The sequence below is a fragment of the Nostoc sp. JL34 genome (assembly GCF_017114945.1).
Taxonomy (GTDB): Bacteria; Cyanobacteriota; Cyanobacteriia; order Cyanobacteriales; family Nostocaceae; genus Nostoc.
In genome coordinates, this window is record NZ_JABXKQ010000087.1 from 1 (window position 1) to 22,328 (window position 22,328).

Annotated in this window: 18 protein-coding genes and 1 riboswitch; of the genes, 10 read left to right on the forward strand and 8 right to left on the reverse strand. The window is 40.0% G+C overall.

The window, feature by feature from the left end; genetic code table 11:
* Window positions 1-132: 132 nt before the first annotated feature.
* Entirely contained in the window at window positions 133-1,467 is a 1,335-nt protein-coding gene (locus HWQ44_RS16325) for a voltage-gated chloride channel family protein (protein ID WP_292720392.1), read from the reverse strand.
* Window positions 1,468-1,580: 113 nt separating this feature from the next.
* A riboswitch (Fluoride riboswitch) is annotated at window positions 1,581-1,664 on the reverse strand.
* 27 nt (window positions 1,665-1,691) lie between these two features.
* A complete protein-coding gene (locus HWQ44_RS16330) occupies window positions 1,692-2,879 on the reverse strand; it encodes an MFS transporter (RefSeq protein WP_292720395.1) in 1,188 nt (395 codons plus the stop codon).
* A gap of 378 nt (window positions 2,880-3,257) precedes the next feature.
* Here HWQ44_RS16330 and HWQ44_RS16335 point away from each other — a divergent pair, with 378 nt between their 5' ends.
* From HWQ44_RS16335 to HWQ44_RS16350, 4 genes are all read left to right on the forward strand, one after another.
* A complete protein-coding gene (locus HWQ44_RS16335; RefSeq protein WP_292720397.1) occupies window positions 3,258-3,770 on the forward strand; it encodes a Chromate resistance protein ChrB in 513 nt (170 codons plus the stop codon).
* Between the two features lie 275 nt (window positions 3,771-4,045).
* The gene (locus tag HWQ44_RS16340) at window positions 4,046-4,915 is read left to right on the forward strand and encodes a zinc metalloprotease HtpX (RefSeq protein ID WP_292720399.1); all 870 of its coding nucleotides are present in this window, start codon (window positions 4,046-4,048) and stop codon (window positions 4,913-4,915) included.
* Between the two features lie 116 nt (window positions 4,916-5,031).
* The gene (locus tag HWQ44_RS16345) at window positions 5,032-5,460 is read left to right on the forward strand and encodes a hypothetical protein (RefSeq protein WP_292720400.1); all 429 of its coding nucleotides are present in this window, start codon (window positions 5,032-5,034) and stop codon (window positions 5,458-5,460) included.
* 35 nt (window positions 5,461-5,495) lie between these two features.
* Entirely contained in the window at window positions 5,496-6,191 is a 696-nt protein-coding gene (locus HWQ44_RS16350) for a DUF305 domain-containing protein (RefSeq protein WP_292720402.1), read from the forward strand.
* Window positions 6,192-6,324: 133 nt separating this feature from the next.
* Here HWQ44_RS16350 and HWQ44_RS16355 read toward each other — a convergent pair whose 3' ends face one another.
* Window positions 6,325-6,918, reverse strand: a complete 594-nt coding sequence (locus HWQ44_RS16355) for a hypothetical protein (RefSeq protein ID WP_292720404.1) — start codon at window positions 6,916-6,918, stop codon at window positions 6,325-6,327.
* 775 nt (window positions 6,919-7,693) lie between these two features.
* On the opposite strand from HWQ44_RS16355, the gene HWQ44_RS33590 reads away from it, so the two are divergent.
* From HWQ44_RS33590 to HWQ44_RS16375, 5 genes are all read left to right on the forward strand, one after another.
* A complete protein-coding gene (locus HWQ44_RS33590; RefSeq protein WP_366931387.1) occupies window positions 7,694-7,885 on the forward strand; it encodes a phage integrase N-terminal SAM-like domain-containing protein in 192 nt (63 codons plus the stop codon).
* Window positions 7,886-8,014: 129 nt separating this feature from the next.
* The gene (locus HWQ44_RS16360) at window positions 8,015-10,840 is read left to right on the forward strand and encodes a DUF3131 domain-containing protein (RefSeq protein ID WP_292720406.1); all 2,826 of its coding nucleotides are present in this window, start codon (window positions 8,015-8,017) and stop codon (window positions 10,838-10,840) included.
* A gap of 256 nt (window positions 10,841-11,096) precedes the next feature.
* Window positions 11,097-13,097 carry a glycosyltransferase gene (locus HWQ44_RS16365; protein ID WP_292720409.1) on the forward strand — a complete coding sequence of 667 codons (2,001 nt, stop codon included), beginning with the start codon at window positions 11,097-11,099 and terminating at the stop codon, window positions 13,095-13,097.
* 135 nt (window positions 13,098-13,232) lie between these two features.
* On the forward strand, window positions 13,233-13,946 hold the full coding sequence (locus tag HWQ44_RS16370) for a PIG-L deacetylase family protein (protein ID WP_292720411.1): 714 nt from the start codon (window positions 13,233-13,235) through the stop codon (window positions 13,944-13,946).
* Window positions 13,947-14,053: 107 nt separating this feature from the next.
* Window positions 14,054-14,380, forward strand: coding sequence for an STAS domain-containing protein (locus HWQ44_RS16375; RefSeq protein ID WP_292720412.1), 327 nt, complete (start codon window positions 14,054-14,056; stop codon window positions 14,378-14,380).
* A 42-nt stretch (window positions 14,381-14,422) separates the two neighbouring features.
* On the opposite strand, the gene HWQ44_RS16380 is transcribed toward HWQ44_RS16375, so the two are convergent.
* Window positions 14,423-15,613, reverse strand: a complete 1,191-nt coding sequence (locus tag HWQ44_RS16380) for a SpoIIE family protein phosphatase (RefSeq protein ID WP_292720414.1) — start codon at window positions 15,611-15,613, stop codon at window positions 14,423-14,425.
* Window positions 15,614-15,763: 150 nt separating this feature from the next.
* On the opposite strand from HWQ44_RS16380, the gene HWQ44_RS16385 reads away from it, so the two are divergent.
* On the forward strand, window positions 15,764-16,180 hold the full coding sequence (locus HWQ44_RS16385) for an anti-sigma regulatory factor (protein ID WP_292720417.1): 417 nt from the start codon (window positions 15,764-15,766) through the stop codon (window positions 16,178-16,180).
* 52 nt (window positions 16,181-16,232) lie between these two features.
* On the opposite strand, the gene HWQ44_RS16390 is transcribed toward HWQ44_RS16385, so the two are convergent.
* The 4 genes from HWQ44_RS16390 to HWQ44_RS16405 form a co-directional block, all read right to left on the reverse strand.
* Window positions 16,233-18,662, reverse strand: coding sequence for an ATP-binding protein (locus HWQ44_RS16390; RefSeq protein ID WP_292720420.1), 2,430 nt, complete (start codon window positions 18,660-18,662; stop codon window positions 16,233-16,235).
* Window positions 18,663-18,667: 5 nt separating this feature from the next.
* Window positions 18,668-19,192 carry a Rab family GTPase gene (locus tag HWQ44_RS16395; RefSeq protein ID WP_292720422.1) on the reverse strand — a complete coding sequence of 175 codons (525 nt, stop codon included), beginning with the start codon at window positions 19,190-19,192 and terminating at the stop codon, window positions 18,668-18,670.
* 50 nt (window positions 19,193-19,242) lie between these two features.
* Entirely contained in the window at window positions 19,243-21,435 is a 2,193-nt protein-coding gene (locus tag HWQ44_RS16400; RefSeq protein WP_292720424.1) for an OmpA family protein, read from the reverse strand.
* 110 nt (window positions 21,436-21,545) lie between these two features.
* Window positions 21,546-22,181: a hypothetical protein gene (locus HWQ44_RS16405; RefSeq protein ID WP_292720426.1), complete on the reverse strand. Its 636-nt coding sequence runs from the start codon at window positions 22,179-22,181 to the stop codon at window positions 21,546-21,548.
* Window positions 22,182-22,328: the final 147 nt, after the last annotated feature.

A 22,328-nucleotide genomic window follows, 5' to 3' on the forward strand; every position in this document is an offset into this window, starting at 1 on the left:
ATGCTCAAAAGACTAGCTGCTAGCTAGCTAAAAAAGATATCAAATGGGTTCTATACAATAGTGATCGCGCATACATGACTGGTAAAATACGCACTTTCACAATTATTCATGCATTGCATCAAAAAATTATTCCTAAGAATTATTTCCTCCTTCTTCGCCATCATTACGTAAACCAATTTTTGGCTCAACTTTTTCTAGTCCATAATTAGCCAAAGTCACCCCTTCTTCTAAAGATACAGTAGAGTATTTACTCAACCCAATACGCTGTGATGAGTAAATTCCAGAATGACCTGAGAATAAATAGCTTACTATACAGCCAATACCAATAAATATCCCCGATTCCAGACCAAATAATTCAATTCCCATTAAGGTGGATGCCAAAGGTGTATTTGCTGCACCCGCAAACACACCCACAAATCCCATTCCTGCTAACAGTGGTGCAGGTAATGCTAAAAGCAACGACAAAGCATTACCTAAAGTTGCACCAATAAAAAACAAAGGGGTCACTTCCCCACCCTTAAAACCCGCTCCTAAAGTTAAAGCAGTCAGACCCAATTTGGCTGCAAAATCCCAAGGAGGTAGCTGAGTGAAAAAAGAATCAACGATAGTAGGGATACCAAGCCCGATGTATTTAGTTGTACCACTCAACCCAACAATTACTGCTATCATTGCACCGCCTATAAAAGGACGCATTGGAGGATAAGATATTTTTGCTTTAAAGAAGTGGCTAATTTGGTGAGTTAATTTAGCAAAAAATCTTGCTACAATTCCAAAAATTGCACCTGCGATAATGGCAGAAATCAATCCCCAAATTGTGAGCGTCGGTATAGAGGGAGCGTGTCGATATGCTGTATGATGTAAATCAAATAGTAATGTGACTTGATTCCCAACGATCGCAGCAATTAAAGAAGGGAAAAGGGCATTATAATGAATCTTTCCAATGGCTAAAACTTCTAGTCCAAATACGGTTCCAGCTAAGGGAGTACCGAAAACTGAAGCAAATCCCCCACTGATACCCGCCGTTAATAAAATTCGCCGATTAGCCCCTTGAAAATGTAATATTTTAGTTAACTGGTCTGCTAGAGAAGCACCCATTTGCAGCGCTGTACCTTCACGACCGGCTGAACCTCCAAAGAAATGTGTAAGGTCTGTTCCTAGCAAAACAAGAGGAGCCATCCGAAAGGGAATAACACTTTTGGGATTATGGATTTCTTCAAGTAAAAGGTTATTTCCGCCTTCTACAGTCCGACCAAATTGATGATAAATCCAACCACTCAAGAAGCCACCAAGGGGAAGCAAGGCAACAATCCATTGATGCGATTCTCGCCAATCAGTTGCCCATTCTAATGATGCTAAAAGAGCGGCAGAGGCAGTTCCAGCAAGAATGCCAACCACAATGGAAATAGGCAACCACTTAATTAGGTGTGGTAATGCGATAAACGGTTCAAAATGACGAAACTGTTTCATGAATACACTGGCGAACATCCCATGACTCCTTAAAGCGCGACTTGTAGATTTAAACTTTCTACAGGAGAGTCAGGTGATGCGTTTAGCCAAGTCCTACTCTCTTGCAGTCAGCGAAGAAAGTAGGAGCCATCAGCCTTTCAGTGATGATTTTGAGGACTGAAAAGGCGGTTTTGGCGAGCTCCATCGCCATTGATTTAAGGATACCATTTTTGCTTTTAGTGGAATTAATATTTGTTTTTTTGAGCGATTAATAATAATACAGATGCGATCGCAAATAAGCTCCCAGCAATAAATGTCGCCTCTGCTCCCAGTGTTTGCCACAACCCACCAGCTAGCAAACTCGCAGGTAAAAGCGCTAATCCTACAGCTAAGTTAAGGAATCCAAAAGCAGTGCCGCGCAGATTTGCAGGTATACTATTTGCCACTAGCGCTAACAGCAATCCTTTACTCATACCTAAATAAAGACCATAAAGGGTAAACAATCCCCAAATTTGCCAAGGTGTCTGCACGAAAGCAAAGCCTAGATACACTAGAGCGTATAGGAAAAATCCGCCTACTAGTAACCCAAATTTGCCCACGCGATCAGAAAGTATTCCTATTGGGTAGGCACTGAATGAGTAGGCGATGTTCATCATTATTAATGTCAATGGGATAAGTGAGGCAGAAATACCTGTTTGTTCAGCTCGCAGCAACAAAAAAGCATTGCTGGAGTTGCCTAAATTGAATAGCAGCGCCACTGCTACAAGTACCCAGTATCCTTGACCCAAACTGCGTAAAGTTTGCCATTGCAGAGGGTTGCTTCGGCTTTCTTGAGTTTCACTTATTGTTGGTTCGCGCACTCCCACTGTTAATAAAGCCACTGCGAAGAATCCAGGGATGAGTGCTAGCCAAAAAATGAGGCGGAAGTTGTTTTCCGAAGCAGCCATCACGGCAAATGCTGCCAAAGGCCCTAAAAATGCTCCGATAGTATCGAGAGATTGACGCAATCCATAAGCTGCACCGCGTACCTCTGGATTAGTGGAATCGGCAACTAAGGCATCGCGGGGCGCTACCCGAATACCTTTGCCAATGCGATCGCCAAATCGAGCTATTAACACCCCAGTTGGACTGGTAGCTATAGCGAATAGTGGTTTCACAAAGGTAGATAAGCCATACCCAAACACCGCTAATCCCTTACGATGTCCCAGATAATCACTCAACGCTCCCGAAAAAATTTTTAAAACTGAAGCTGTTGCTTCTGCAATGCCTTCGATAATACCTACAGTCAATACATTCGCCCCTAAAACTGACACCAAAAATAAGGGCAATACAGAATGGATCATCTCAGAGCTAATATCTGTCAGCAGACTGACAAATCCCAACACCCAAACAGTGCGGGGAATCGTCTGGAAAAATTTGTTTTGTAGTTGCATATTTCCTATTTATCTGACTGGTCTTTACTACATCAACTCTGTAATTCTTGAGAACCAATAGGTGATTTCTGGATCGCTGAAAGTAGTCAACCTAGCAATTTCTCTGGCAAGTTGGTAAGCTTTCTCACCTTGAAGATGTTGAGCCAAGCCAGCATGATTCAGCAGAACGTCCTTTAAATCCTCTGGATATGCGGGTAAGTGACAATTCCCCCCATACTACGGATAATGGGACTCCAATCAATGCTTCCAACTTTATGATTCAGACTCATAATTTTTCTGAAATGTAACAGGTGTTTCATTAGTAAACTAGCAACAAAATAAATTTAATGCAACACCTGTTACAATCTATCTATGCATAGAAAGTGTTGGAACTTATTAGTGTACAAAGTACCCGCACAGCCTTCAACGCAGCGCGTGTATGTTTGGCGTAAACTCAAGGGGTGGGGCGCACTTTACCTACAGCAGTCGGTGTGTGTGCTACCGCATAGAGAAGACTTGCAACAACATTTGGCAGAATTGAAGGCAGACATTACAGCAGGTGGCGGTGAAGCAGATTTATTGACTATTTGGATTGATCAGCCTGAGCAAAACGCTATGTTAATAGAGCGTTTTCAACAGCAGGCAGATCAAGAGTATCAAGAGTTTTTAGGTCAATGTCGGGATTTGCATCGCGAATTGAGCGAGGAACGGAAAATAAGTAATTTCACCTTCGCAGAATTAGAAGAAAATGAGGCAGAACTCACTAAACTACGTTCTTGGTTGCCTAAAATCCGCGATCGCGATTTGTTTGATACACAAGGATATTCCCAAGCTATTGAAGCCTTGAAGGCGTGCGAATTAGATTTTCAGCTATTTAGCGAACAGGTATATAAAGCAGAAGGTATAGACTAATAAACTTATTTTTTTGAAAATACCTAATGGCGTAGGTGTAGCCACCCATAGGCATTACACTTGTAATTTATATCTAGAATAAACATTTTATTCCTCCTATAGATAGATAACAATAATAAATAAATTAGTATTCGTAAAACTTAAGTGAGAAAACCGTACTTCTCTGAGAGGTTTTCTGTACCATATATCTAAGTTTAGCTGGATAAAATCAAAATGTAGCTGAAGTAATCCTGTTTTCTAAAAAATTTATCCAGCATTAGCAGGAGAGCAAAAATATGACAAATCAATTGAAAACGGCTGCTTTGCTAGCCGCGCTAAGTGGTCTTTTGATTGCAATTAGTTACTGGGTAATTGGCGGTTCTAGTGGTTTGATTATCGGAATTGGCTTGGCAGCAGCAACAAACCTGTTTTCCTGGTATCAATCAGATAAGATTGCTCTAGCAGTATACCAGGCCCAGCCTGTGAGTGAAGGAGAAGCACCAGGACTCTATCAGATGGTGCAGAGATTGAGCGATCGCGCTAACATTCCCATGCCTAGAGTTTATATTGTTCCAAGCCTTGGTGCTAACGCTTTCGCTACAGGGCGCGATCCAGAACACGCTGCTGTAGCTGTCACCGAAGGTATTTTAAATATATTGCCAGAGGATGAACTTGAAGGTGTTATCGCCCACGAACTCACCCATATTATTAATCGTGACACCCTCACACAAGCTGTTGCTGCTACTGTTGCTGGTGCTATCTCATTTCTAGCGCAAATGGTTAGTTACAGCCTATGGTTTGGCGGTGGTTCACGAAATGACAACAGAGGTGGAAATCCAATAGGAATTTTATTAACAGTAATCCTTGCACCGGTAGCTGCGACAATTATTCAGTTAGCAATTTCGCGCACACGAGAATTCTCTGCTGATGCGGGTTCTGCTAGATTAACTGGTAATCCCCGCGCCTTAGCTAGGGCGTTACAACGGTTAGAAGCCTCAGCAAAGCAGATACCTTTAAATGCCAATCCAGCTTATGAGCCGTTATTAATTATCAATTCTATCTCTGGACAGTTTTTGGGTAACTTATTCTCCAGTCACCCTCCTACAGAGGTGCGAGTTGCAGCATTGCTAAAATTAGAGCAACAACTGCCAACAAAAGCTTATTAATTTGTCATTTGTCATTGGTCATTGGTCATTTGGGAAATTTACAATGACTCATGACTAGTATTACAGGGTGCAGTTTTCATCCGAGAGTCAGTTTTGTAATTAAGGATGTTTTAACTATGAATACTAACAACATCGAATCCATTGAAACCACAGCAATTGAATCTACCGAATCCATAGTAATTGTAGAAATCAGTTCTGAAACTGAGGAATTAGTGGAAACCGAAATGACTGGTGAAACTGATGAGGTGAAGCGCGAAACCAAAGCGCTGATTGAGGCGCTAAAAAGACGCGCTCAAGCTGAGGCTGATTCAGCAGGTACTCTCACCCGTGAAACCTATTTAAAAGTTGTGCGCCAAGCACGAGAATTAATTGAAGGAAGGAAACTGATGGAACGCGATCGCTTAGAAGACTCTTGGGCGGTAATTCAGGATGAAGCTGAGAGAAACTGGCACTTATTGATGAAAGATGTAGTAGATTTCAGCTTTCGCCTGCAAAAGGCGGCTATTGCTGCTTGGGAAACCTTCAATAACCCTTATTCATCCTAATTTGATTAGAATTAGGAAACTGTTAGGTGAGACTTATGCAACTGCTATCTTTGAGGAATGGCTTTTTGGCGTTAACCTTGACTGCGATCGCTTCAGGCGGTGGGTTAATCACAGGTTGTACTAATGCTGCTTTCCAGAACCAAAGCCAATCCCCAAATGCAACCGCTACCAATGCTAACGACAAGCAACAGATGATGAATCACGGTGGTGGCATGAATCACAGCATGGCAATGGATTTAGGCCCAGCCGATACTGATTTTGATTTACGGTTTATCGACGCTATGATACCGCACCATCAAGGGGCTGTGGAAATGGCTAAAGAAGCGCAGCAGAAATCAAAACGCTCTGAAATCAAAAAACTAGCAGACGATATCATCAAATCGCAAAACCAAGAAATCACTCAGATGAAGCAGTGGCGACAAGCTTGGTATCCCAGCGCCGGAGATAAACCAATGGCTTATAACAGTCAAATGGGTCACATGATGGAGATGTCATCTGACCAAATGAAAACCATGATGATGAGTCAAGACTTAGGTGCAGCTGATGCTGAATTTGATCTGCGCTTTATCAATGCGATGATTCCTCACCATGAAGGCGCTGTAACAATGGCAAAAGATGTCTTGAGTAAATCTAAGCGCCCTGAAGTCAAGCAATTAGCCCAAGAAATTATCAAGGCACAAAATACAGAGATTAAGCAAATGCAGCAGTGGCGAAAAACTTGGTATAATTAGCGATCAACCTCACCGGACGGAGATAACTTTTGCATCCCACCCAACTGAGTTGGAGGCGTTCTGGTGCAGTGCGATTGTTAGGTTGCTAAACACGAAACTGTCACTTATTTGTGTCAATATTCTACTATTTTTATTATAAAGACAACTCACTTTTAAGAGTTTTGTGAAGCGTTTCCTCAAAATCTTTCATTCCTCTTGGCGTGTAGGTATAAATAATTGATCGCCGATGGCGAATATCAAATGGAATATCATCAATAGATTGTGCAAGTAAAATAACTGGTCGTCCAATTGTATGTGCTACTCCTAACTCGTAAAAAACATTAGGATTACGCCCAGTGCAATCAGCAATACATAACTTTGAAAAATAAGTTGCTGCCCAAATTTCATCAACTATTGTGTGAGTGGAAAAGAAGTCGTCACCTCTTTCGCATGATAAGCCCATCTCACTAGCTACTTTACGTATATGGTCTGTGTAGACTGGCTTTAAGTCATCTCGAAATGGCATTATTACAAATAAATCTGCCCATACATTCTTTAACGATTTTTTTGGTTCTCCAAATATTGGAGATAAATCTAACTGAGTTTCTTTATTCTCTAATTCTTTAATATAGTCTAGACTAGATGAAAGATATTCTAATATTTTATTTTCTTTTTGATAGTTTGTATCTCGAAGCTTTCTAAACTCCTCAAAAAACGATAATACATCCATCGCTTCAATTTGTTCCAAACGGTTAGCAATTTCTGCAATCTCTGCCTCTGTTTCTGTTATACGGTACTCTAATTCAAATCTCTGTACGACACTTGAAGAAATTGCATATCCTTTTGAAATGCTCTCAGTCTTTTCAATAATAAATCGTGTGTTTCTTCAATCTCCTTCTTTTTAGGCATCCAATCTTTATTCATTCAATATCCTCCTGAAATAAATCAATTTAATACTGAGCGTGAATAGATAGATATCCGCAAGCTCGATAATATGGTATTCATCTCCGACTATAGACTCGTTATTATCAGATGATGCATCCATAATTAACTCACGCTTGGAAATCGCACAAGGATTTCCAGAACGTCCTCACGACATTTTCCGAATTTTGTCTGAAATGCTCATGTGCAGAATTATTAGACGGAAATTTTCTGTCTAATAATCTTGTGGATAACCACATGTAATACTTACAGGTATTTATTTTCATGTTATGTAGAATTTTTCTATATAATATCGATATCCGTGTATTATACAGAATTTTTCCGTATAACTATCCGATTTGGCGTCGTAGTTATACAGAATTTTTACAAAAAATACCCTATTTTAGATATTAGACCGAAATTTTCCGTGTAAATACCTTATTTTGGTTTTAAACACCTGATTTTCAGTATATTCCTTGGTGATATCCAGAAATTTTCCAGATACTATCCGATTCAGGACATTATATGGATGGAAATTTTCTAGATATTACTATATGCAAGAACGCCCAAAAAAGCTGCTAGAACAGGTTTAGCATACAATTATTCGGCTTAAGCATTATTCTTACAAAAGAGAAAAAAGTTACATTGACTGGATTAGGCGTTACATCTTTTTTCATGATAAGCGCCATCCTAAAGATATGGGGAGTGCGGAAATAGAAGCATTTCTAACACATTTAGCTGTTAAAAAAACGTCGCTGCGTCAACTCAAAATCCATCATGAATGCAAGATTTGATTTTGTTCGCTGACGCTACTCAACTGAATTGATAAAGCCATTACAAAAAGAATAGACCTGAATAAAACTCGATTTATGAAATATAACTGTACAGACGGGCTATGACGCTCCTAACTTATTCTTTGCATTATGATATACAAGCACCATCAACAAAAGGTGTTGAGATGGATTGCATTGTTCCTAATTGGAACATTTCTGCAATTGTTGTTTTACATCCCGACACCAGTCTTATCCCAAAATTCCAATAGCTGTAGCAATATTACAGCCCCGCTCACATCTGAAGAACAAACTTATGCTCGTGCTGCTTGGCAGTATTTTGTCAAAAATTATCAGCCAGCAACGGGATTTACCAATTCTACTGGGGGTTATCCTTCGGGTACACTCTGGGATATGGGTAACTACTTGATGGCATTGAATGCTGCACGCTGGTTGAATCTTACTGATCAAGCAGACTTTGATTCCCGCCTCAACAAGTTTTTGACGACTCTCAACGGCCTGAAATTATTTGAAGATGCGTTGCCCAATAAAGTTTATAATGCAGCCACCGCACAGATGGTTGATTATGGCAATAATCCAATAGAGCGGGGTATTGGTTGGTCTGCTTTGGATGTTGGGCGAATCCTGGCTGCGTTTGATGTCATCCGCACCTGTCATCCTCAATATAATGAGTGGCTCAAAGGAATTGTAGCAAAGTGGCAGGTGGCGCGATCGCTCAAAGATGGACAACTTTTTGGCGCTACTGTTCTCCCTGACAACAAAACGTTACTGGTGCAAGAAGGACGACTCGGCTACGAAGAATACGGCGCTAGGGGTTATCAACTTTGGGGTTTCTCTGCACCCAAGGCTATTGCTTTAGAACCGTTCAAGTTAGTCGAAATTAATGGTGTGCAAATTCCCGTTGATACCCGTGACTTTAAAAGCACCAACGCGAATAATTATGTTGTTAGTGAGTCTTATATCCTTGATGGGATTGAATTTGGCTTGCAAGGTGAGTTAGCTGATTTTGCGGCCAGGGTTTTAGATGTGCAAAAACGGCGTTTTGATACCACAGGTCAGTTAACTGCGGTAACAGAAGATAATATCGACCAAGCACCTTATTTTCTCTACAACACCGTCTACGCCAACGGTGCAAACTGGGCAACTATTACCGATGCCAACCAGCCTTACCCACAGTTTCGCAGCATCAGCACCAAAGCTGCTTTTGGTTGGCGCTATCTGTTTCCAGATAATGCCTATGCCCAAAAAGTTTTTGATGCAGTCAAGGATCTCCGCAGTCCTGATGATGGTGGTTACTATGCTGGTATCTATGAAGAATCAAAACAACCCAATAAGGCTTTGACAGGCAATACTAATGGGTTAATTTTGGAGATTTTATACTACAAATCTAAGGGAAATCACCCTTTAATTGCCTCCACTTCTGCAAGTGTGTCTACTGGCAAGCCCAGTGAGAATGCTTCTCCAGCAACACCCTCAAATCAATCAAATTCTCCTGACAAGCCCAGTGAAAATACTTCTCCAGCAACACCCTCAAATCAACCGAATGCTACTGTTACGACTCCGATCGCAACCCCTGCGGATACTTCTAAACCTACAGAAGTCGCTGTTGCACCTATCCCACCAGTAGATAGTCCCCAACCATCATCTAACCTGAAACTAGATCGACCTCTAACGGTTATTGAACGGCGTTATGCAGAAGCGGCTTGGCGATACTTCCAAGCCAATTATCACTCCAAGAGTGGGCTGATAGACGATCGCAGTGATTTCAAAGGCGCAACCCTCTGGGGATTGGGAGATTATCTCGCAGCCCTCCATGCAGCGCGATCGCTCGATATCATTACCCCCAAAGAATTTGACCAGCGCACCCGTCATCTGTTAGCAGCCTTGACAAAGTTACCGTTATTTGCTGGAGAATTGCCGAGTCGGGGTTATGATACGCGATCGCTCCAACCAGTAGATTATGGTGGAAATCCAGCCCCAGAAGGAAACGGTTGGTCAGCTTTAGATTTAGGCAGGATACTAGCAGCGCTTTACAACTTAAAAACCTGTCATCCACAATACACGGCTGCCGTAGATAAAATTGTGCTGGATTGGTCATATTTGCGTGTGGTACGCGAAGGGATTCTCTCCAGTGCTACAACCGCCAAAGAGCAAGATGGGCGATATCTTACGCGTGTCAACCCTGTAACTCGCTTGGGTTATGAGGAATATGCCGCTCGTGCTTTTCAATTATGGGGGTTTAATGTTGATGGTTCTACTGTTGGAGGTGAATACCAAACTACCTTAGTCGAGGGAGTGAAAGTGCCAATTGGGCGCCGTCGAAAGGATACTAACTCCAAAGTTAACCAATACACAGTTAGCAATCCTTTTGTACTCTATGCTCTGGAGTTTGGACTAGATCCACAAATGCGACCGCTCTTTGAGCCAATTTTCCAGGCGCAAGCTGAACGTTACCGTCGCACTGACACCCTCACAGCCTCAGCTACTACTTTGATTGATCGTAAACCTTACACTGTCCACAGCACAATTACTGGGCAGGGTGAGTCTTGGGTAGCTTTAGGAGATGATGGTCAACCTGTACCAAAGGGGCGATTGGTAAGTACAGCAGTAGCTTTTGCCTATCATGCCCTGCTTCCAGAAAACAAGTATAGTCAACAATTACTGCAAGGAACGACTGACTTATACAATCCATTAACTGGATTTTATGAGGGCTTCTACGAAACTACAGGTAAAACAGCAGTTGGTTTCACCAGCAGCACCAACAGTATGATTTTGCAATCATTGCTATACAAGCTGATGAATCGGCAACCCCTAATTCGTCCGACTACCACCATGAAATCTCCTTGGTGGCAGGCTATTGCTCAAGGAGATTCTGGGCGAGGTCTACCCAATACTGCCATCCAAAGAACCAGGTTAATGTCTGATACTTCAGGAAGTTACTGGGTTTCAGGTAGCTAACGAAGACGTGGGGACGCGTCCCCACATCTTCCCCTACCCAGTAATGTCGAGTCAGAGGTTGTTAGTAATGAATTCAACTTGGGAATACTTATTTTGAGAGTATGCAGATGATTTAAATGGAGATGACAGGGATAAAAAATGTGATTTTGCAATCGGTAATTGCGACAGATGGAATACTCACAAGCCTATCCAGTAACTCTTTATCTTGTCTAAAAGAGGCTGCTTTAACACAATCCCAAATCTAACATTGTATAAGATGACTTCAATTTCTATTAATGAAACCTCCTCAAATTTTGCCGGTAACAGTCGCTCGTCACTCAAAAAAAGAACGCTGTTATTTCGGTATCTGGCAGAAATCAATTTAATTTTTGGTATCTGGTATTTGCAATGGCGCATCACCCATTCCATCAATTTTGACGCGCTCTGGATCTCAATTCCTTTGCTAATAGCAGAAATTTATAGCTATTTCGGTGGCGTGATGTTTGTGATTGGATTGTGGCGTCCCTTAGTTCGACAGATTAAGTCTCTCGACCAAATGATCCCACCTATACCTAAATCCGACTGGCCAACAGTGGATGTGTTTGTAACGTGCTACAACGAGCCACCAGAAATTGTCGAAGAAACTGCCAAAGCTGCGCTGGCAATGGATTATCCACCAATAAAGTTACGGGTTTATGTGCTGGATGATGGTAACTCGCCTGCGATGCGAGCGATGACAGAAAGATTGTGTATTGAGGATTTGCAATCACCACAACTACAGCTAGAAGCGGAACGGATTGATGCAGAACACTCTTGTTTGTTGGAGCGTCTGAAGCAACTAGAAAATCTGACACCTAACACTCAAGCCGCTGAACAATGGCTGCAAGCATCATCAGAATCAGTGGTTAACAAGTCTGCGGCTGGATTTGTGCAAAGTTTGCGATCGCTTATCCTTTGGCTACCTCCGGCTGATCAAAGCTATTCTCCTGCAAAGACGTTACGCGATCGCCTAATTAGCGAACGCAAAGCTTTAGAAGAAGCTATTCGCAAGAAAGAACTAGAATTAGTTGAACTCGCTCGTTTTCGCTACATTGCTCGTCCCAAACCTGCTGGTATACCCCACCACGCTAAAGCAGGTAACTTGAATTACGCGATTTTTTCTGGAGAAACTTCAGGACAGTTTATTCTTACCCTAGATGCTGACCATATTCCCAAACCCCAATTTATTAAGCGAGTTCTGCCTTATTTCTACACCTATAATCTTTTCACAGGAAAATACGACCATAATCAAATTGCTTTTGTTCAGACCCGCCAGGATTTTTACAATATTCCTCCGGGCGATCCCTTTGGACATCGAGCAAATTTGTTTTATGGGCCACTTCAACAAGGCAAAGATGGTATGAATGCCGCTTTTTATACAGGTACAAATGCTATTCTGAGGCGGGAAGCATTGATTAGTGTTGGACTACAACATTTTGCTGATGAGTTTGCCAAAGATGAAAAACGTTTAGATGAATTTCAACTAATTGGTGGTGTATCTAGTAACAGTATTACAGAAGATATGAATACAGCAATGCGTCTGCATGGTGCTGGATGGAAATCTATTTATCACAATGAACTTTTGGCAGAAGGTTTAGCACCAGATGACCTGAGTTCTACTCTGAAACAGCGGCTACGCTGGGCACAAGGAACTATTCAAGTACTACTGAGAGAAAATCCGCTCACCAAATCAGGGCTAACGTTTTGGCAGAGATTGCACTATTTTAAGACAATGTATAGCTATTTCTCTGGTTTTGCAACTCTGGTTTTTATTTCTTGCCCAATTATCTATTTTTTTACAGATATTATTCCAGTTAAAACCTACGGCCCTGACTTTGCCCTACACTTTTTTCCAGCTTTTATTGTCAACCGTCTGACTTTTATAGCAGCTACCTGGGGCATTCCAGCTAGAGAAGTTTGGCGCTCCGAACAATATGCGATCGCTTTATTTCCACTGATGATCCAAGCTGTATTGAGTGTGTTCACAGGACAAAAACTCAATTTCCAAGTAACACCTAAGCAGCGGCAATCTGGAATTTATCTCCGACTGGTTTGGCCACAGATGGTTGTTTTTGGACTGACCATTTTGGGGATATTATGGAGCCTTTACCAATTAGCTATCGGTCATCTAAATTATCCTGGGGTTCACTTACTCAATGGTGCATGGGCTATCTATAACTTATTGCTTTTGTCAGCTATCATCCGCGCCTCTGTTTGGCAACCTCCAAAAGAGGTCTAAGAGGGGAGTATAGGATCAGAAGAAAAACTACTGACTCCTAACTATACCAATTTTGGATTGAAGGAAAAATCTAAAATTTAAAATCCAAAATTGAATAACTCCTTGTTAATAAATGCAATCTAGAAAAAAACAGCTATGAACACTTATTCAGACTCAAACAACTTTGGTCAGCGAACTGTCTTAACAATTTATGCTCACGCTGATGATGAAGTTCTACCTGCTGCTGGTACTCTCAGTCTGATGTCTCAAGCAGGATGGAATGTTCGTTGCTTAATTTTGACTGATGGTGGTCTTTCTAGTTCGCCTATTAAAGGTACACGTCATCAAGAAGCAGATGCAGCTGGTAAAATCATCGGTGCAACTTATGAGTTTCATGCACTTGAGGAGTGCAATTTCTCAACACAAGCAGTAATTAAAGTTACTGAAGAAGCTCTGGGACGTTGGCAACCGGATTTGATTATTACTCACGCACCACAACCGGAAAAATATGGACATAGAGATCATGAAGTGTGTGCGATCGCAGTTTCTAATGTTGCTACCCGGAAAAACATCCCTTTATGGTATTCAGCCCCACCTGTTTTTTTGCGCGGTTTTGAACCCAACTTTTTTGTAGATATTACCTCGGTAATTGAAGAAAAAGTTGCAGCTATTGGATGTTATGAATCAGAGTTGAATAAGGCATTTATGCAACTTGATGCCATACTTGTTTTATCTCGTTTTTGGGCCAGAGAGCTAGGTCAAAAAGATGGCTATTTTGAAGCTTTTGAAATTTCTCGACAATGGGTTGATGCTAGCTTTTTTACTGCCATAGCAAATAATAGTAATCAGCAAGTAGTAAAACAAAGCTAATTACATCCACAACAGAAAAGCATTGCTTTATCTATTGCGGTTTGCATTAGATCAATGCCAAAATATAAATACATAGTTTTCAAGTAAAATAATCGGAAAATAAAACCATGAGTTTGAGTGTAAAAGTGCTGGAACTATCGGGAATTTTAGATGGGATTAGAGGTAATGATCTACGTCGTGAAGTTAGCGGTATTCTGGCAAACGGAGCCAATATTTTGTTGCTTGACATGAAAGAAGTAAAGTTTATTGATAGCTCTGGTTTAGGTGCTTTAGTATCAGCAATGCAAATGGTACGAGCTGCTAATGGCAAAATGTTTGTTTGCTCTATAAGCGATCAAGTCAGAATGTTATTTGAACTGACTAAAATGGATAGAATTTTTCAAACATTTGCTGATCAAGAAGAATTCAATCGCCAAGTATTGGCAACACAATAAGGTGTTAGGGAATCACAAATTGAATATGCACATTTGACTATCCTAACCAAAGTTAACTTTTATTAAAGATAAGTCATCGTCAAGATGATCTTGAGCATTTAAGGTGATAATCTTCGCTAATAGTTGATTTAGGTTACAGGTATCTTTCTGACTATATTTAGTTAGTAAGTCAATGAAAGCATCTATACCCCAAATTTTACCATCTGACTGATTAATTTCATAAGCACCATCACTAAAAATGTATAAAGTGCTGTTTTCTTCGACCTCAAAAACAGCATCTTCAAATTTGACTTCAGGCAAAAAACCAATTGGTAAATCTAAGGAAGTTAGCTGTTTAATTTCGATGCTGTTTATAGAGGTATTAGATAATAATAAAGCTGGTGGATGTCCGGCGTTGGCATAAATGAGTTGACGTTTAAGGCGGTGATAAACTCCATACCAGATTGTGAAGTATTTATCACCGTGCTTACTCATTTGGAAGGCGTGATTTAGAGCTTTGAGGACTTCACTGGGTTGACAAAAGTTAGTGTTTGGTAGAGATTGCGATCGCAAAACATTCAGTACCGATACAGATAGGAGGGCTGAACCCACACCATGACCTGATACATCCAACAAATAAATTGCCAAATGATCCTCGTCAATCCAATGATGGTCGAAGCAATCGCCTCCTAGCTGCGCTGAAGGAATAAACAGATTTTCTGTAGTTACTGATCCTACAAGCGGTGAGGGTAGAAGCGATCGCACATAAGCAGCAGCCTCAGACAATTCTGCTTCCAAAATTTGCTTTTGGGTTTGCAAATCCTGATTTAGTGTCTCTAAAGCTTGCTTTTGACTTTGTAAATCCTGATTTAGCTGGTGTAATCTTAATCCTGCTCTTACCCGTGCTTTCAATTCATTCATCTCTATTGGTTTAGAGATAAACTCATCAGCTCCAGCGTCAAGTCCCCTAACTCTATCTTCCTCCTCTCCTCTAGCTGCTCCCCTAGCCGTCAATAGAATAAAAAAAGTAGTTGCCAACTCTGGATCTGTTCTAATTCGACGACACACTTCTAGCCCATCTACCTGAGACATCATCCAGTCACAGATAATCAGAGCCGGATGTAGCAGTTGCGCTTGGATAATTCCTTCTTCGCCATTGCTAGCCACAGTAGTCTCATAACCCTGCCTTTGGAGTGTGCTTTTCAGTACTGCTCGCACTGTCGGATCATCATCAATAACCAGAATCTTAAACATGAATTACAGTTTTTTCAGTAAAATGATCGGTAAATAGTTGCTTTCATTTAAGTTATATGCAATTTAGTTTTTAATGTATAGTAAAAATACTCAAATTAAATAAACTAATTAACGAATATGATGATTTCAAAATATTTTCTTAGTTAAGAAGTGAATAATAAAATTTATCTCAAAGTTAACACAGACCTGACAGCTTCACCTCAAGTTTTGTCTTGGTTCGAGCAAATGAATCAACCACCTATTTCCGATAAACAAATTTGGTGGCAATGTCAAACGCTGATGATAGAAGGATTTACGAACATTGTTGAACATGCCCACAAAAATTTACCTATTGAGACTCCGATTGAGATAGAAGCTGTGCGGTTAGATGAACACATAGAAATTCGCATCTGGTCTCTAGGTGAACCCTTTGACTTAGAGCAGCAATTGCGGCAAACATCTGAATTTGAAGATAACGATCAAGAGCGTGGGCGTGGTTTAAAAATCATGTCTGCCATTGCCGATAAGTTTAGTTATGAGCGGGCGGTAGATAATCGTTACTGTTTATTTATTAGTAAATATTATTAAAAATGCCTATGAGAGGAGCAGGGAATGGGGAAATTGTTATAACTCCTAACTTTTAACTCCTAATTAAAAATTCTTGGATGCGTTTCACAAATTCTTCTAACTCTACGATTAAGTCAGTTGTACCTCGACGCTCTTGGTCGTAAGCTAGTTGTTCTAGTTTTTCTGCCGCTAGATGCATAGGTGTAACTCCCATATTGGCACTAGCACCTTTAATTTGATGGGTTTGGAGCGTTAGTTGCTCAAAGTCATGAGTTGCGATCGCTATTTTTATCACCTCTAAACGAGGTTGAATATCTTCAACAAATATTTGCAGTAGTTCCAATTCAAATTCTGGGTTGTTTTCTGAGAGTTGATGCAAACGTTCCCAATCAATTGGGAGGTCAACGGAATCTACATCTGTTGTAGAAACTGTCTGCTCTGTGGCAGCTATTTCTTTTGTTCTGAATATCACATTTTTCCAATGCTCTAGCATCGCTGCTAAATTTTCTTTCATCACCGGCTTGCTCAAGTAGTCGTCCATGCCGGCATCTAGACACATTTGTTTGTCTTGTTTCATTGCATTAGCTGTCATCGCAATTACTACAGGACGACGACCACTAGCAAAGCTGCTTTCTTGCCAACGATGAATTTGTTTTGTGGTTTCCAAACCGTCGAGAATCGGCATTTGGCAATCCATCAGAATCAAATCATAGGGAATTTTTTCTAATAGCTGCAACGCTTCTTTTCCATTATTAGCGATATCAGCACTGTAGCCCAGACTTTTGAGTTGCTTCAAGGCTATTTTCTGATTCACCAGATTATCTTCAGTTAAAAGAATTCTTAATTTATGGAAGTCAGGAGACGGGGAAGAAGATTCAGGGACACTGAATAACTCCTGACTCTTGAACGCCAGTTGCTCCACTTGGGGAGACTCGCTCGCTTTTGGTATCTCCTGTTGGGAGAAGACTGCACTGGCTCCTGCTGACTCCTCTGAAATAACAGAAGCGGCAATCGTAAAGTAAAATGTACTACCTACATTAAGTTCACTTTCAACCCAAATTCTGCCACCCATTAACTCGCACAATTGCTTGCAGATGGCGAGACCTAAGCCAGTACCGCCATACTGTCGAGTAATGGAGGAGTTAACTTGACTGAAGGCTTTAAACAAACGCTCTAAGCGATCGCGTGGAATTCCGATGCCTGTATCTTTAACACTAAACTGAATTTCCTCAGTACTTACAACAGAAGAATGATTAATATCGCTATTCTTGCGGGTTATAACTGAAACCTCTATACTTCCCGTTTCGGTAAATTTAATTGCATTACTGAGTAAATTAATCAAGACTTGGCGCAGTCGGGTGATATCCCCCACTATCGTAGTAGCAAGTTCAGGAGTCTCTAAAAATGTGAGTTTTAAACCTTTTTCTCTAGCTGTAGGCGCAAGCATATAAAGAGCCTCATGAATGCAATTTCGTAAAGGAAAAGGTTCTTCTTCTAGTTCTAAGTTTCCTGATTGTATTTTGGAGAAGTCCAGGAAATCGTTAATAATTTTGAGTAAAGAATTTCCACTGGTGTAAATGGTTTCAACAAAATCTTGCTGTTCAGGAGTTAGTTCAGTGTATAGCAACAAACTGGCCATACCAATTACCGATGCGATCGGAGTCCGAACCTCATGGCTAATCATCGCTAAGAATTCCTGTTTAGCAAGTTCTGCCTGTTTTCGTTCAGTCATGTCTCGCAAAATGTAAACATAACCTTGAAAATGTTCAATTTCTGTTTTTACTATTGAGGATGAAAAAGCTATGGGAATTGTTTTACCACTTTTGGTATAACAAACGGTTTCTATTTCTTTTACTAAAGGATTTATGTCTTGACTGTGGGATATATCAGTATCATCAATTGTCAATGGATACTTATTGACTTCTCTAATAATTTTTGCGATCGGTTGACCGATGAGTTCTATTTCGTTATATTGCAATAAAATTTGTGCGGCATAATTCATTTTTTTGATCTCGCCTGATAGCGTTGTCACTAACAAGGCGTCCGCCATTGATGTCACAATTTGGTCAATATATTGTTTAGAAGCCTTTAAGTTACGTAGCAAAAGATTTGCTTCATTTGCACCTTGAAATAAAGATTGCTCAAGCACCATCCGCTCTGTCGCATCTTCGACAACAATGGTTAGTCGATTGCTATAATGGTCTTCTTGGAGATTATTAGTAATACGAATATCAATATATAAAGGAGAAGTCGGATCTTGCGATCGCATAATTCCTTTTAATTCAAAATTATCTTGTTCCCCCTGTAAAATTGCATCAAAAATATCTTCAAGTCCCTCTAATTCGGGAAACACAATCCGAACATCTTGACCTGGCTTAGCTTCATTAGGAATATCGGCAAAATGATTTAGTCCCAAAGACATCTCTATAATTTTTAATTTTTCATCAATTATTAAATATTCAATACCACATACAGATAATAAATTTGTCAAAAATGAGTTCATCTTAATTAAATTAAACGAGTGGCTAAAGTTTGAAATATTTTATCAACATTATTGCCAGTTTTTGCTGAAGTTATATATGTGTCTAAGATATTAGGTCGGTCAGGGTATTGATACATTTGACGAATTTTTTCTAAATATTCGGCTGCAATCATATCTGATTTGTTCAGTGCAACAACAATATAGCTGTTAGGATTAACAGCTAAAAAAGTTTGAATATGCTCCTGGATATGATGGAGCGTTTCTGCTTGTGTCACATCACCAACTATCACAGCACCTTTAGAACCTTGAAAATAATTATTAGCAACTGCTTTAAACTTATTACTGCCTTCAATATCCCAAATTATCATTTGTAAGTTTTGTTCGCTAAGTAGATTTTTTTCAGAAACACTAACCAATTTACGAGATATTTTTACTCCTACAGTTGAAAGGTATTCGTCACTAAATCTACACTCGACAAATTGGCGAATTAAACTAGTTTTACCAACACCAAAGTCACCGAATAAGCATATTTTTTTAGAGATTGTAGACATAGTTGGGGAAAAGTAGGGAATATTTTATCCGAATCATAGCTACTATAAACTTAAAATTGCTTGTTTATCGCTTCTAGAATGACACAGCGGCTTAACCACAAGGGGTGAGTTACATCAAGTCCTGGTGGTAAATTTGTCCTCCCAATGACCTGTAAACGAGATGGCTCAATACCTAATTTAATCAGTGCTTGTTGTACAGCCTTTGCTCGCGTCAGTGCAAATTTTTGAGATTTGTTCACGCCACTACGGTCACTATAACCAATGATTTTTAAATGCTTATTTGGGTGCTGATTAAGGAAAAAGTTGACCTGTTGAACCTTGTACGCTAAATCTGCTTTCATTAAACTTGCTGAGTCGGGTTGAAAGTAAAATCGAACTTCAATTTGTAGGGGTTGTACTCGCACTGCGCTAGACACAGATTTTACGCCTGGAATTTGTTCAAATGCATTAGCAATAATCTGAGCATCTGCAATGCGGTTGACAGTTCCTTCAACAGCTACTTTACCAGCGATGTATTTAGCAGAAATTGCTATATCGTCAGTCTGATTTAAAACTGCTGTGACTCGTTTGACTTCAGCAGCAGCTAATACGGGGTCTGCTGGTACTTCTACTAATAAAATTTGATTATCAATCAACCAATTAGGAGAGGTTATTTTGACAATTTGCTCGGCTTTCTGGCGCAGAAGTTGATTAGGTAATCGTCCTGTTAATTTTAATTTATTGTGTTCTACTTGTACAGTGAGCCGATATACGGCTAGTTCTGGAACAGAAGTTAGAGCTAACAAAGTTTGATTTTCAATGAAATGTATAACTCCACTACGGTATTGCCAAATGCCCCAAGGAATGAAAATGGTGCTGATAACTGTTAAACCTAATATCAGTAGCGGTGAGATTTTTGTTTTCTTTTTCTCCTGAATATCTGTATCTTTCAGTTCTTCTAGAAGTGTATGAACTTCAATAGGAATTAAATCTGGGTCGCCGTCAAACTTTTCAATAAAATCACCATATTGTTTAATAATTATGCTGAATAATTGTCGCATTTTCCAAATAAAACTTTTGCTTGGCTCTCCTTGCATAACAATTGCTAAATAACAGTATCCTGCAACTTCTAAAATTATTTTGGATGTCCCATATTCAATTGCATCTAATTCTGTCATGCTTCCAGATTGATTGATGCAATCATTGGCAAAGCTACGAATTGCTGTCAGCATTCCTGCTACCATTTCAGCCTCTAGCTGCTCTACATGAGAGTGCTGAATATCTGAGATGACTAAACCAGATGCTTTATGAATCAAGAAAATGGCTTGAATTTTAAATGGTAGAGCTTCTTTAAGAATTAATTCTGCTTCCGAAACTCCCTGTAGCTTGGCACGAATTTTACGTTTGACGCCTTCAACACTGAGGGTTTCTTCAACTTGTCGGTTAATGGCACGGATTGTCTCTGCCATATATTTGGCTATGGTACTACCAATAATTGGGTAGAGTGCATCCACTACAATATTTTGTTCAATTTCAATTTGCTTTTTTATGGCTCGTCCCATTGCCGGAGCGATCGCATCTGATACTTCTTCTGGAGCTATAATAATTTGCTGGGAAATAGCCAGAGGAATAACAGGCGCGATCGCTGTACTCATGCTAACTTTATCTTGTTCAGTGCGACTGCGGATAGTCTCATCAATAATAGGAGCAATTATCTCGACAATTTCCTCTCTCGACTCTGTAATCTTCAGCCTCAAAAGCTCAGAAATCCACGGTAGTAGTAGATTTATTAGCTCTTTAGGGTCGTAAATTTGATTTTCAATTTTTGTTAATTTTTGTTCAATTTTAGCTGTAATATTATCTATCTCTGCTAATTCATATCCGACCAATATCTCCCGTAATTTTTGCAATGCATCCTCTGAATTGTCTAACTTTTCCTCAAATTCTGCAAATATTTCAATAGATTCTTCTAATTCTTCTTGAATAGTTTGTGAGTAATTAGATATATTTTGAGAAAACTTAAAATCTGACTCTAAATAAGCTTCACATACTTCTAATGTCACTGGAGGAAGTTGCAATAATTCAATTTTTTCTGTAATATTTCCATTACTATTATTAGTTTCTGATAGTAATAAAGAAAAAGACTGCTCAGGTGATTCGATAATTTTTAGTTCGATCAGTAAATGCAGCAAATTGTCAAGCTGCACAGCTTTTTCTGGCTCCAACTCAACAGATTGAGAAATCGAATTTTCCACCTGAGTCATCCTTTTAAGAGTGCTGTTAGCGGTAGCGGGGCGTTTAGCCCGTGCTGAGTTAGGAGTTATTCTTGCCTTCTACTTTGATTAGTAATTACAAACGTAATTTTGCCGTACTGTTAGAGTGAGTTAACACTTACTTTTGACAACTTTGTAGTTTCTAGAAGTGGTACAGCAGTATATTCGTCGCCGCGTTCATCGGCTGCTTCTCGCAATTTAGGAATAAATTCAGTTTCTTTCAGACGCATTCCCAAGGCAAATAAAGTTTCAGCCATATCGTCTTTAGAAACTTTAGTGTCTGTCAACTGTGAGAAGCGTCGATCTATTTCTTCTAAAATCAGATCCCGTAATGCCGTGACATCATCTTGTAATTGGACTTTAGTCTGAAAGATTTCATCTCGAATCGAGGTAGTTTGGCTATCTAAGGTTTCATCAAGCGACTGGACGCTGCTAGAAAACTTTTTATTAAGTCTATCAACCTGTTGCCGTAAGTCAAGAGTTTCCTCTTGAGTTGCCAAGTTGAGTGATTTCAGCTTTTTATCCAGCGCTTCAAACCCCGCTTTTAGTTCCGCCGAAAAGTTGGACTTGAGTTGATCGACATGCGATCGCATCTGTTGTTGCAGGAGAGATATATCTGACTCCAGCTTGCTAAATCGATTTTCGTACTCTCTTAGCTGTGTTCCAAGAATAATATCGCGGATCTGATCGATATTGCCAAGTCTTTCTCGTACATCGTCTCTACTCATCTGACTCATTAGGAAAACCTCGCTTTTCGGGAATCAATTGGGAATAGGAGGTGATGCATTTAACTGACATTTCGGCTAAAAATTCTTAGCTTTTGATGCAGCCAACTCACCAAATATACTTTTATATCATGTTCGGGTAAAGATTTATCATTTAGA